The organism is Gramella sp. MT6 (assembly GCF_019357415.1).
In the GTDB taxonomy this organism is placed as follows: Bacteria; Bacteroidota; Bacteroidia; order Flavobacteriales; family Flavobacteriaceae; genus Christiangramia.
This window is the reverse complement of sequence record NZ_CP048410.1, coordinates 3,078,264-3,091,643: the sequence shown is the minus strand read 5'-3', so window position 1 is coordinate 3,091,643 and position 13,380 is coordinate 3,078,264. Positions and strand designations below refer to the sequence as shown.

Here is a 13,380-nt window from a genome sequence, read left to right as displayed (position 1 = left end):
GGCCTGTTTTGCGCTAATTTAGAATAATTAATGTATTGGGAGAAAAGATTTTATTAAAAAAGCCACTTTGAAAAAAGTGGCTTTGCAAATTGTATTTATAAGAGATTAAGACTCAGTTTCTTTGATCGATTTTTGAATATCTATCGTCAACTCTTTTTTCTCTTCGTCTAGATCCATTATTATCTTATCTCCGTCTTTTAATTTGGAGCTAATGATCTCTTCAGCAAGAGCATCTTCGATATATTTCTGAATCGCCCTGTTCAATGGACGCGCTCCATATTGCTTATCGAATCCTTTTTCTGCGATGAAATCTTTCGCTTTATCTGAAAGCTTAAGATCATAACCAAGACCCTGAATTCTATCGAAGAGTTTCTCAAGTTCAATATCAATGATCTTATGAATATCTTCTCTTTCAAGGCTATTGAAGATCACAACGTCATCAATTCTATTTAAGAATTCAGGAGCGAATGCTTTTTTCAAGGCATTTTCAATTACGCTTCGAGCGTTATCATCTACCTGAGATTTCTGAGCAGCAGTTCCAAATCCAACACCTTGTCCAAAATCTTTAAGTTTTCTCGCTCCAATGTTCGAGGTCATGATAATGATAGTATTTCTGAAGTCTATTTTTCTACCAAGACTGTCAGTTAAATAACCATCATCTAATACCTGAAGCAACATGTTGAAAACATCTGGATGGGCCTTTTCGACCTCATCAAGCAGAATTACGGCGTAAGGTTTTCTACGTACTTTTTCAGTTAACTGGCCGCCTTCTTCATAACCAACATATCCCGGAGGTGCACCAATTAAACGTGACACAGCGAATTTTTCCATGTATTCACTCATGTCAATACGTATAAGCGCATCGTCGTTATCAAATAATTCACGCGCCAGTACTTTCGCTAACTGTGTCTTACCAACTCCTGTTTGTCCCAGGAAAATAAAGGATCCAATTGGCTTATTAGGATCTTTTAAACCGGCACGGTTACGCTGAATAGCTTTCACAACCTTACCAACGGCCTCGTCCTGACCAATAACTTTTCCTTTTATCTTCTTAGGTAACTCAACAAGTTTATTGCTTTCTGTCTGAGCTATCCTGTTAACAGGAATTCCTGTCATCATTGAAACTACATCTGCAACACTGTCCTCTGAAACTGTTTCCTTATGTTTTTTAGATTCTTCTTCCCACTTTTCCTGTGCGATTGAAAGCTCCTTTTCAAGGTTCTTTTCATCATCTCTCAACTTTGCAGCTTCTTCATATTTCTGTTTTTTAACAACAGAATTTTTGCTTTCCCTTACCTCTTCCAGCTTTCTTTCCAGCTCCAGGATCTGTTTAGGAACGTCAATATTGGTAATATGAACTCTGGACCCAGCTTCATCCAGTGCATCGATAGCTTTATCTGGCAGGAATCTGTCAGTCATATACCTGTTTGTAAGATGTACACAGGCTTGAATTGCTTCTTCTGTATACTCTACATTATGGTGATCTTCATATTTATCCTTAATGTTGTTCAGGATCTCTATAGTTTCCTCAACGGTAGTAGGTTCTACTATTACCTTCTGAAATCTTCTTTCTAAGGCACCATCTTTTTCGATATACTGCCTGTATTCATCCAGGGTAGTGGCACCTATACATTGTATCTCACCTCTGGCAAGTGCAGGTTTGAACATATTGCTGGCATCCAGACTACCTGTGGCACCGCCGGCACCTACTATAGTATGGATCTCATCAATGAAAAGGATAATATCATCATTCTTTTCAAGTTCGTTCATTACAGCCTTCATTCTTTCTTCGAACTGACCGCGATACTTTGTTCCAGCAACTAAGCTTGCCAGGTCAAGAGTGACCACTCTTTTATCAAAAAGAATTCTCGATACTTTACGCTTTACAATTCTTAAAGCCAATCCTTCGGCAATGGCAGATTTACCAACTCCTGGCTCTCCAATTAGAAGAGGGTTGTTCTTCTTTCTTCTACTAAGTATTTGTGAAACCCTTTCAATTTCTTTTTCCCTTCCAACAACAGGGTCAAGTTTGTCAGCTTCAGCTAAAGCAGTAAGATCCCTTCCGAAATTATCCAGAACCGGAGTCTTGGATTTTTTCGAAGTTTTTCCTGTACTTCCTCCACCGCTAAATGGATTTTCCCTGGTGGTTTCATCTCCACCATCATCGTCTGAAAAAGATTCTGCCGACGGGCTGTCAGAGAAATCATCTTCATCGCTAGCGATCATATATTTAAACTGATCTTTTACTCCGTCGTAATCTATTTTCAATTTATTAAGTAGTTTAGTTGTAGGATCGTTCTCGTTTCTAAGAATGCAAAGCAAAAGGTGAGCGGTATTGATGTTAGAACTCTGGAATAATTTAGCTTCCAGGAACGTTGTTTTCAATGCTCGCTCTGCCTGCCTGGTTAGGTGCAGGTTTCGCTTTTCATTACTAATGGTAACCGTATTAGGGTTAGCCGGGCTTAATATTTCGACTTTTCGTCTTAAATGACTTAGATCTACTTCTAATGCATTCAATATATCTATAGCCTTGCCATCACCGTCACGTAATAAACCAAGCATAAGATGCTCTGTCCCGATGAAATCGTGACCCAGTCTTAATGCTTCTTCCTTACTATAAGCAATGACATCTTTTACTCTTGGTGAAAAATTATCATCCATTTTATCTTCCTTTCTCAATATTTATTTTCACTCCAATTAGGACAAAAACTGTACCTAACAAGGTGTTAGTAGCTAATTGACAAAATTACTTTCAATAAACCAAGTGTAAAATAGTGAACTTATTAACCAAATCACAATAAAAATTTGTTAATAAAAAGAAGGGCTGGACTGTGTTTGTTACCCTTTAAAGAAGGAGAAAATATGTAAATTGCCCCTTAGATTTTTTGAGATAAATTAAAATTTTAAGTATGGCTGAAGGAGAAAAGCTAATTCCTATCAACATTGAAGATGAAATGAAATCAGCCTACATCGATTACTCGATGTCGGTCATTGTGTCACGTGCACTACCAGATGTACGTGATGGATTAAAACCAGTTCACAGAAGAGTATTGTACGGTATGTACGAGCTTGGAGTTCTTTCAAACAGAGCCTATAAAAAATCTGCGAGGATCGTAGGGGAAGTACTTGGGAAGTATCACCCACACGGAGATTCATCTGTTTATGACACCATGGTTAGAATGGCCCAGCATTGGAGCATGAGATATATGCTTGTTGATGGTCAGGGTAACTTTGGATCTGTTGATGGTGATAGTCCTGCAGCGATGCGTTATACTGAAGCGCGTATGCGTAAGATCAGTGAGGATATGCTTGCTGATATTGATAAGGAAACTGTTGATACCCAATTAAACTTTGACGATTCACTTAGCGAACCGGTAGTAATGCCAACCAGGGTTCCAAACCTATTGGTAAATGGAGCAAGTGGTATCGCCGTAGGTATGGCCACCAATATGCCGCCTCACAACCTTTCTGAAGTAATAGACGGAACCGTCGCCTACATTGATAATCACGATATCGAGATCGATGAGCTTATCCAGTATATCAAAGCACCAGATTTTCCTACTGGTGGTATTATCTATGGATACGATGGCGTTAAAGAAGCCTTCAAAACCGGAAGAGGAAGAGTTGTAATGCGAGCCAAATCTCATATGGAGGAGATCAATGGAAGGGAATATCTTGTAGTTACTGAAATTCCTTACCAGGTGAATAAGGCCGATATGATCAAGAAAACGGCCGATCTTGTAAATGAAAAGAAAATTGAAGGCATCAGCCTGATCAGGGATGAATCTGATAGAAACGGTATGCGTATCGTGTATCAGTTGAAAAGAGATGCCATTCCTAATATTGTACTGAATACTCTCTTTAAGCATACAGCCTTACAATCTTCTTTTAGTGTAAATAACATTGCACTGGTAAATGGAAGACCGGAAATGCTTAATCTTAAGGATCTTATTTATCACTTCGTTGAACACAGACATGATGTTGTAGTAAGACGAACTGAGTATGAACTAAGAAAAGCTAAAGAAAGAGCTCATATTCTTGAAGGTTTAATCATAGCTTCAGATAATATTGACGAAGTTATTGCATTGATTAGAGCCTCTTCTAATGCTGATGAAGCCCGTACCAAACTGATGGAGCGCTTTGAGCTTTCCGAAGTTCAGGCGAAGGCGATCGTAGAAATGAGGTTAAGACAACTTACCGGCCTGGAGCAGGATAAGTTGAGAGCGGAATATGATGAAATCTTAAAGACCATTGAAGATCTTGAAGATATTCTTGCCCGTAAGGAGCGTAGAATGGAAGTGATCAAAGATGAACTTTTAGAAGTTAAAGAGAAATACGGTGATGAAAGACGTTCTCAAATAGAGTACGCCGGTGGAGATTTAAGTATTGAAGATATGATCCCAGATGAGAGAGTGGTTATCACCATTTCTCACGCAGGTTATATTAAAAGAACATCTCTTACAGAATATAAGACTCAGAATAGAGGAGGGGTGGGTCAAAAAGGTTCGAACACAAGAAACGAGGACTTCCTTGAATACTTGTTCGTTGGAACCAACCACCAGTATATGCTATTCTTTACTCAAAATGGTAAATGTTACTGGATGAGGGTTTATGAAATTCCTGAAGGAAGTAAAGCTTCTAAAGGAAGAGCTATCCAGAACTTAATCAATATTGAGCCAGATGATAAAGTAAATGCATTCATTTGTACTCAGGATCTTAAGGATGAAGAGTATGTGAATGATCATTTTGTGATCATGGCTACAAAAAAAGGTCAGGTTAAGAAAACTAGACTTGAAAAATACTCCCGTCCAAGAACTAATGGTATTAACGCAATCACCATTAAAGAAGGAGATGAGTTGCTTGAAGCGAAATTAACTACAGGAAACAGCCAGGTGATGCTAGCTGTGAAGAGTGGTAAAGCTATTCGTTTTGAAGAAAGCAAAACCCGCCCAATGGGTAGAAATGCTTCCGGAGTTAGAGGTATTACCCTGGCAGATGATAATGATGAGGTAGTTGGAATGATCGCCGTTAATGATTTTGACTCAGATATACTGGTCGTTTCAGAAAATGGTTATGGTAAACGTTCCAGCCTTGAAGATTATAGAATCACCAACCGTGGTGGAAAAGGGGTTAAAACAATTTCCGTTACCGAAAAAACAGGACAACTTGTCGCAATTAAAAATGTTTCAGACGCAGATGACCTTATGATCATCAACAAATCTGGTATTGTGATACGTATGGCTGTAGAAGATTTACGCGTAATGGGCCGTGCAACCCAGGGAGTTAGATTGATCAACCTAAAAGGTAACGACGCTATTGCTGCTGTGGCTAAAGTGCTACATGATGAAGATGATTTAGAGAGTATGGAGGATGCCGAAAAGCCTGTAGGTAGTGATGAATCGGCGAATGGCACAACTATTGCAGATGATAGTGAGGAATAAAAATTTAAACCAAAACAACAATGAAAACTAATATCTTGACAGCGGCGGCAGTGTCATTTCTAACCATGACAGCAGTCGCACAAAAAGACCAGGTAAAAAACGCAGAAGATGCCCTGGAAGACAATAACTATGCTGAAGCTAAAGCTCAGCTTAAAGTTGCTGAGGCAAATTTAGGTGAGCTTAATGATAAATGGACAGAAAACTTTTATCTATATAAAGGTAAAGCATATATGGCTGACGGAACCAGTGCTACTGGGGAAGACCTTAAAATTGCGGCTGAATCTTTGAAAAAAGCTGCTGAAATGGGTAACGAGGAAGCTGTAGAAGCTTTATCGACTTTAAAGACAAGTCTTATTGAAAGTGCGATCGAAGATCAGAATCAAGAGAACTTTGCAGCTGCAGCTGATAAACTTTATACCAGTTACGAGTTGAGCAAAAAAGATACAGTTTATCTTTATTATGCGGCAAATAATATGGTTCAGGCGCAAGACTATGACAAAGCGGTTGAATATCTTGAGACTTTGAATGAACTTGATTATGATGGTTCAGGTAAAGCCTATACTGCGGTAAACATCGAGACTGGAGAGAGAGAAAATCTTGGTTCAAAGCAACAGATGGATCTTATGATCAAAACCGAACAGTATAAGGATCCTGAAGTTGAAAAGATTCCTTCTAAAAAAGGAGATATCGCTCAATTGATTGCTAGAATCTACATTAGCCAGAAGCAATATGACAAGGCGATTGCGGCGATGGATAAAGCTAAGGCAACTAATCCAGATGATATGGGATTATTGCAAGCAGAAGCTAACATGTATTACCAGATGGGAGAAAAGGATAAAGCAAGAGAGATCCTTGAAGAAGTTGCAGCAAAAGACCCATCAGATCCATCTACATTTAACAATATTGGTTTAATGTATGCTGAGATCAACGATAACGAAAAAGCTGTTGAATTTTATGAAAAGGCTCTTGAGAAAGATCCTGAATACAATGAGGCCAGAATTAATATGATCGCTGCTAAATTAAGTGCAGAGAAAGAGATCATTAACGAAATGAATGGTCTTGGTATGAGTAAAAAGGACAATGCTCGTTACGACGAACTGGATGCTGAAAGAAAGGAGCTTTATAAAGCAGTTCTTCCAGATCTTGAGAAAGCGATGGAAGTAGATCCAGATAATAAAGATATTATCCAGACTGCTATGAACCTTTACTCAAATCTTGGTAATCAGGAAAAAGTAGCTGAACTAAAAGCTAAATTGTAAAAAGAGTAATTCTTTTATAAATAAAAACCCGCTGAATTTCAGCGGGTTTTTTTATTCCATTATTTGAAAGAAACTTTCTTCCTAAATGATCTTTTTGATCACTCTTAACTTATGAGTGTGCTTGCGCAATTCAGAGTTAAAAATTCCTGAATGGTCTATTCGATCTACACGCACCTTACCGTCTACATGAATAATGTAATTATCCTTCATCATTATTCCAACATGGTCTATCACGCCATCATTATCATCAAAAAATGCCAGATCTCCTGGTTCACTTTCTTCAATAAAACTTAGCGCTTCTCCTTGCTTTGCCTGTTCCGCAGCATTCCTCTGGATCTTAAATCCATTCAATTTGTAGACGATCTGGGTGAAGCCGCTGTTGTCTATTCCAAACGGACTTTTTCCGCCCCAGATATGAGGGGAGTTCAAAAACAGGGCAGCTGTATTAATTAGGTTTTCTTTCCTAGAAACCCTGTGCCTTATTTTTTCACCTTCGAACCTGTGACCTAAATTTTCCGTAAAATTTAGTACAGACCCTATTGCAACCGGCATTAGCAAGCCACTTTCATCGGTTATATATTCGATTAGATCTGAAGAAAGCTGAAGATCGTCCTCGTCAAGAGAATAATAATCAGCTTCTTCGATTTTCTTATACTGCTTTTTGTCTATCCAGGCTTCAAACCCATCGAATGAGTTCCTGATTCTGCTCCAATGAACACGATCTTCAAGGATCTTGAAATGCTCCCCATACAGTAGTTGGGAAGTCATTTCGCTTTCATGAGATGCAGCGGCCCTTAGCGGTACAATACTTAAATGGCAAATACCGTATTGCATTAATTAATCTTATTCAATTTTAGGAATTACGTTCAATGACCATTGCTGAAGCTCCTCCGCCACCATTACAAATTGCGGCAGCTCCAATTTTCGCGTTGTTTTGCTCTAATACGCTAAGTAAGGTAATTAAAATTCGAACCCCGCTACATCCTAGTGGATGACCTAAAGAAACGGCTCCACCGTTTACATTGGTGTTCTTATCGTTTAATCCTAAAATTTTCATATTGGCTAAACCAACTACAGAAAATGCTTCATTGAATTCGAAGAAATCAACTTCATCCATTTTTATACCTGCCTTGTCTATTGCTTTCGGTAAAGCCTTTGATGGAGCAGTGGTGAACCATTTTGGCTCCGTTGCAGCATCAGCAAAGCTTTTTATAGTTGCCAAAGGTTTCAATCCAAGTTCATCAGCTTTCTCTCTGCTCATAAGAACTACTGCTCCTGCACCATCATTAATGGTTGAGGCATTGGCAGCAGTTACCGTTCCTTCTTTAGAGAAGGCCGGTCTAAGAGAAGATATCTTGTCCATACGAACATTCTTGAATTCTTCATCTTCTTTTACTACTAAAGGATCGCCTTTTCTCTGAGGAACTTCTACAGGAACTACTTCATTGTCAAACTTTCCTTCTTTCCATGCTTTTGCAGATCTTTCGTAAGATTGAACTGCAAATTTATCCTGATCCTCTCTCGAGAAACCGTGTTCTGAAGCACAAAGATCTGCACATACACCCATGGCATTGTGATCATAGGCATCTACTAATCCGTCCTTCTGCATTCCATCTTCAAGGGTAGCAGGGCCAAATTTCTTACCATTTCTCATATGAACGTAATGAGGAATAAGACTCATGTTTTCCATTCCTCCAGCAACCACAATAGAGTTGTATCCAAGCATAATAGATTGTGCACCTTGCATTACAGCTTTCATACCGCTGGCACAAACTTTATTAACGGTTGTACATGGAACGCTATCTGGAATTCCGGCACCAAGAGAAGCCTGCCTGGCAGGAGCTTGTCCTACACCAGCCTGTACCACATTTCCCATTAAAACTTCCTCGACCATTTCTGGTTTAAGATTGATCTTTTCAAGGGCTCCTTTTATAGCGATGGAACCAAGTTTTGTTGCGGGAATGCTGGATAAGCTACCAAGGAAACTCCCTATTGGAGTTCTCGCGGCGCTTACTATTACTACTTCTTTATTCATGTTTTAAGTTTAATTAATTCAAGTGTTGCGAAGTTAGTGATTTTATAAGGAATTAAATAACCTAAGCGCTATGAGCCCTATTTTTACTACATTTGAGCATTACCTGAATATTTATGAGCGATTTCATTAATAAGCTATACAAAAATCAGGCGCTTTTTTATAAAGTTTTCCTGTTTGTGCTTACCTCTGTATTAATCGTTTACCTGCTTCCCAAAGGCGGTAAATTTAAATACGATATACCTAAGGGGAAACCGTGGCAATATGAGAATTTATACGCTCCTTTTGATTTTGCCATCCTCAAAACAGATGAGGAAATTGCCGCCGAGCGTCAGGATATAACGAGATCCCATATTCCATATTATAATTTTAATACAGAAATACCTGAGCGGGTAGAAAAAGATGCTCTTCAGGAAGTTCAAAATGTTTTTCAGGATACAACGCTTAATGTCTATGAAACTATCATAGACGATTTTATATCTGAAACAGTAAACAGAATTTATGAATTTGGGCTGCTTCAGGAAAGTGAAAGATTGGGGCCAGATCAGCTGGTCTATCTGTTAAAAGGAAATGAAGCTTCCGAAGTTGCTTACAGGCGTATCCTGAAGCAGGGTGAAATTCGTAGTTTCCTTAGCGATGAAATAACCGACGCAGGTTTCTCTTCGTTTAAAACTGAATTACTGGAAGTTTTCTTTAATTCGGTCGAACCTAATGTTACTTTCAACAATGAACTTACTCAGAATGAACTTCAAAGTAAGCTGAGTAATATTTCCTATACCCGAGGTATTATCGAGCAGGGGAGCAGGATCATTGCCAAAGGTGAAGTCGTAGAAGGGAATAAATATAATATTCTAAGGTCTCTTAAAGCTGAATATGAATCCCAAGTTTGGAGTAAATCCAATTATAACTGGATCATCGTTGGTTACAGTGGCCTTGTTGCTTTAGCATTATTGATGTTATTGCTTTTTATGCGGAAATATCGCATTACTATTTTTGAGAATAATGTGAAGGTTACCTTCATATTCTTCAATATCATTTTTATGGTAATGCTTACCACGCTGGTAGTGAATTTCAATATAGACTATGTGTATGTGGTACCATTATGTATACTGCCACTTACTTTAAAGGCGTTTTTTGATGCCAGGTTAGGTTTATTCACTCACGTGATCACGGTGTTACTTCTGGGATTTATAGTTCCTAATAGTTACGAATACATGTTCCTGCAGATCATTGCTGGAATCGTAACCATTCTTACAGTTAGCGAGCTTTATAAAAGAGCGAATTTATTTATATCTGTAGGTCAGATTACTCTGGTATATATTATTGCATATTTTGCTTTTACGGTTATACAGGAAGGGAATATTGATGATATGAAACCCGAAGTCTTCCTTACCTTTTTATTAGGAGGTTTGGCCACGCTATTTGTTCAGCCGTTGATATATGTATATGAAAAGATCTTTGGAATGGTTAGCGATATGTCTTTGCTGGAACTTTCTGATACTAATTCAAAATTGCTGAAGGAGCTTGCAGAAAAAGCTCCGGGAACTTTTCACCATAGCCTTAATGTGGCGAATTTGGCTGAAGCTGCGGCTAATGAGATCAATGCTAATGCAATGCTGGCCAGGGTAGGAGCCTTGTATCACGATATTGGGAAAATGCATAATTCAACTTACTTTACCGAGAACCAAACTACCTCGGTGAATTCTCATGATGAATTAGCACCCAGGGAAAGTGCCCAGATCATCATTGAACATGTGATAAAAGGTATTGAAATTGCCAAAAAGAATAACCTGCCAGACAGGGTTATCGATTTTATAAGGACTCATCATGGAACCAGTACAGTTTATTACTTCTTTAAAAAGGAAAAAGAAGTTAATGAAAATACTTCTCCCGAAGATTTCAGGTATCCAGGACCTATTCCTTTTAGCAAGGAAACCGCGATTTTAATGATGTGTGATAGTGTGGAGGCTGCTAGTAAAAGTCTTAAGGAACCAACTTCGGTGTTAATTGATAATTTCGTAGAAAAAATCATAAACAAACAAATGGAAGAGGGTCAGTTCCTAAATTCAAATATTACCTTTAAAGAAATACAGATGGTAAAAAAGATCCTTAAGAGAAAACTGAAGAACATTTACCATCTGCGTATTGAATATCCCGAGTAATTAATGCACGTTCAGGATCTTATGTTCCTTATCGTTGAACGTAAAGCTTTCACCTGCTTTTTTACCTTTCATTTCCTGGTAAATTGGCGCGTCGGTGGAAATTGCATAAACCGTGCTTCCTTCGTCCAGTACTATTTTTCCTAATGCTGCCGAAATAAAATAATAGTTCTCTGAAGTTTCCACCACACTTCCAAAATCAATTTGCTCGGTGTAATGTTTTTTATCTATACGGCTTAATTTCTCCTTCATTTTGGTAGAATTGTCCAGATATTCAGCATATTTTTCAAAGTCTCCAAGTAGTTGCCCTTTACTGTCGTCTTCGTCATAATCTGTATGGGCATCATTATTCTCCATGGATTCCCTTATCTGGTCCATCTCCTTCTGATATTTCTCTATTTGCCTGTTTACAGTATCCAGGCATTTGTAATATAACTCCTCTTTATTAGCTACCATGATATTTCTATTTTCAAATTGAAATTTAAAATTAGTTAAGCTATTATTGCTTATCGAAGATTTAGGAAATATTTAATATCAAAAAATCACTTTAGGGTATAGCCTTATATTACATTAAAATAAGCTTTTAGACTTATAAATATATTTTATAAGCTTTTAAGCTTATTTTTATTATATTTGAATATGATTGCAGTAATCTCAGCAGATCTATTATCCTCATCCAGCTATCCAAAGGACTTGCTGGAAAAGGTTATCATTACCTTAAACAAGGAATTTGAATCCATTGAGAAAACTTCGAAAGAAGACTCGGGTTTTCGAATATTTCGTGGCGATAGTTTCCAGGGTGTAGTTCATGAACCTTCTGAAGCTCTTACATTAGCTTTACTTTTTAAAACGGCTATTAACAGGTTGCATCTAAAGGGTATTAATGGTAATAAAGCTTTTAAGCGTGAAGCAGATCTGAGAATGGCTATTGGGATTGGAACCTATGATTTTAAAAGGGAATCCATTCTGGAATCAAATGGGGAAGCATTTCAATTTTCAGGACGCACCCTGGACGAAATGAAAAAGGAGAACCGTAAATTGAAGTTAAAGACTTCAGATGATAATCTAAATGAAGAATTCAACACTTCTTTTTTCCTATTCGATACCTTATCTGATAAATGGAGTACTGCTTCGGCGGAAGTAATTTATTATCTTTTGAAAGGATTTAAGGAAACTGAAATTGCAGATGAACTTGGTATTAGCCAGTCTGCCGTTAACCAACGAAAAAAAGCTGCCGGTTGGGATGCAATTGAAGTTTTAATAGCCCGTTATCAAAAAGTCATTTCTGAACATTTCTCTAATGGAAAATAGCATACTGATCTTTCTTCAATTACTATTAGCGCATATCATTACAGATTTTGTGATCCAGCCAACAAAATGGGTTAGGCATAAACGTAATCACAAATCAAAATCAAAATTCTTATACCTGCATGCTTTCATTGCTGGTTTCCTGACTTTTGTTTTTCTAATGCGTTTAGAATGGTGGTATATTGCAATTTTTATTGGAGTAACTCACTTTTTTGTTGATCTCTGGAAGTTGCAGTTCGATAAGGATAATCTAAAAATGTTCGTTTCAGACCAGTTACTACATTTCTTTGCGATCCTGATTGCCTGGTTATATATCACTTCTAATTTTTCAAATATATTTTCTTACTTATCAGATATAATTCAGTCTGAGGTTATACTTGCTACCCTAATCGGTTACCTGCTCATTATTTTTCCCGCCGGATTCTTAATTGGAAAAGCTACCAAAAGATGGCAAAGTGAAGTTGAGGATGACCTTAGAAAGAATAGTCTGGACGCTGCGGGTAGATATATAGGGATCTTCGAAAGAATTCTTGTCCTAACTTTTATTCTAACTGCAAATTTTTCAGCAATAGGCTTTTTGATCGCGGCAAAATCTATTTTACGCTTTAGCGATAAATCTGAGACCGGCGCGAGAAAGCAAACCGAGTACGTGCTCATAGGAACCCTGATGAGCTTTACGATCACAATTCTAATTGGTTTCCTAGTACGCCATATCGCGTTCTAGCAGCTGGATATTGCTCTGTAGTCTTTCTCTAACAATATTCATCATTCTTTTATTCAAAGCAGAAGAATTCTGAATATATCTTTCATACTCTTCCAGTGTGAATTGTCCAATGATCATACCTTTTAAACTGTTTCTGAACTTTATATCCCTTTGGATCGTATTTTCGATATACTCCAGTCTTTTTTCAAGTTTAAGCTCATAGAACTTATTCTTGTGCTTATTGATGTAATTTCTAAAAGCAGCGAGAAGCAAATCGTTCTGAAGTTTAACGACAGGCCGAAGCGTTTCATTCTGAAATCGTTCGTCTGCACTCATGTTTTCGGTAATTCTTGCGGAAGGAATCTCGGGTCTGAGTTCCAATAGGTTAATATCTCTCGGAGTCATGGCAAGTATTGTTTCTTAAATATAATTAAATATAATGTCTCATTTACCATGCCTTAATTTGACTTGTAAACCG

General features: G+C 37.8%; 10 protein-coding genes. 5 read left to right on the top strand and 5 right to left on the bottom strand.

Annotated features, from left to right (window positions below; genetic code table 11):
* Nucleotides 1–105: 105 nt before the first annotated feature.
* Nucleotides 106–2,661 carry an ATP-dependent Clp protease ATP-binding subunit gene (locus tag G3I01_RS13890; protein WP_219552840.1) on the bottom strand — a complete coding sequence of 852 codons (2,556 nt, stop codon included), beginning with the start codon at nt 2,659–2,661 and terminating at the stop codon, nt 106–108.
* A gap of 248 nt (nt 2,662–2,909) precedes the next feature.
* Here G3I01_RS13890 and gyrA point away from each other — a divergent pair, with 248 nt between their 5' ends.
* Together gyrA and G3I01_RS13880 are read left to right on the top strand one after the other, a co-directional pair.
* Complete coding sequence (gene gyrA, locus G3I01_RS13885; protein ID WP_219548814.1) at nt 2,910–5,441, top strand: DNA gyrase subunit A; 2,532 nt, start codon at nt 2,910–2,912, stop codon at nt 5,439–5,441.
* 20 nt (nt 5,442–5,461) lie between these two features.
* Nucleotides 5,462–6,700, top strand: a complete 1,239-nt coding sequence (locus G3I01_RS13880; RefSeq protein ID WP_219548813.1) for a tetratricopeptide repeat protein — start codon at nt 5,462–5,464, stop codon at nt 6,698–6,700.
* Between the two features lie 81 nt (nt 6,701–6,781).
* On the opposite strand, the gene G3I01_RS13875 is transcribed toward G3I01_RS13880, so the two are convergent.
* Complete coding sequence (locus G3I01_RS13875; RefSeq protein ID WP_219548811.1) at nt 6,782–7,534, bottom strand: NlpC/P60 family protein; 753 nt, start codon at nt 7,532–7,534, stop codon at nt 6,782–6,784.
* A gap of 19 nt (nt 7,535–7,553) precedes the next feature.
* A complete protein-coding gene (locus G3I01_RS13870) occupies nt 7,554–8,735 on the bottom strand; it encodes an acetyl-CoA C-acyltransferase (protein ID WP_219548810.1) in 1,182 nt (393 codons plus the stop codon).
* A gap of 113 nt (nt 8,736–8,848) precedes the next feature.
* Between G3I01_RS13870 and G3I01_RS13865 the strand changes: the two genes are divergently transcribed.
* Nucleotides 8,849–10,894 carry an HDIG domain-containing metalloprotein gene (locus tag G3I01_RS13865; protein WP_219548809.1) on the top strand — a complete coding sequence of 682 codons (2,046 nt, stop codon included), beginning with the start codon at nt 8,849–8,851 and terminating at the stop codon, nt 10,892–10,894.
* On the opposite strand, the gene G3I01_RS13860 is transcribed toward G3I01_RS13865, so the two are convergent.
* Nucleotides 10,895–11,347 (bottom strand): transcription elongation factor, encoded by a 453-nt coding sequence (locus tag G3I01_RS13860; protein ID WP_219548808.1) that lies wholly within the window; start codon nt 11,345–11,347, stop codon nt 10,895–10,897.
* A gap of 183 nt (nt 11,348–11,530) precedes the next feature.
* Here G3I01_RS13860 and G3I01_RS13855 point away from each other — a divergent pair, with 183 nt between their 5' ends.
* Together G3I01_RS13855 and G3I01_RS13850 are read left to right on the top strand one after the other, a co-directional pair.
* Nucleotides 11,531–12,202 (top strand): SatD family protein, encoded by a 672-nt coding sequence (locus tag G3I01_RS13855; RefSeq protein ID WP_219548806.1) that lies wholly within the window; start codon nt 11,531–11,533, stop codon nt 12,200–12,202.
* Nucleotides 12,192–12,923 carry a DUF3307 domain-containing protein gene (locus G3I01_RS13850; protein ID WP_219548805.1) on the top strand — a complete coding sequence of 244 codons (732 nt, stop codon included), beginning with the start codon at nt 12,192–12,194 and terminating at the stop codon, nt 12,921–12,923. The genes G3I01_RS13855 and G3I01_RS13850 overlap by 11 nt, the downstream gene beginning before the upstream one ends.
* On the opposite strand, the gene G3I01_RS13845 is transcribed toward G3I01_RS13850, so the two are convergent.
* The gene (locus G3I01_RS13845) at nt 12,900–13,307 is read right to left on the bottom strand and encodes a glyoxalase (protein ID WP_219548804.1); all 408 of its coding nucleotides are present in this window, start codon (nt 13,305–13,307) and stop codon (nt 12,900–12,902) included. The two genes, G3I01_RS13850 and G3I01_RS13845, sit on opposite strands and share 24 nt — an antisense overlap.
* Between the last annotated feature and the right edge of the window lie 73 nt (nt 13,308–13,380).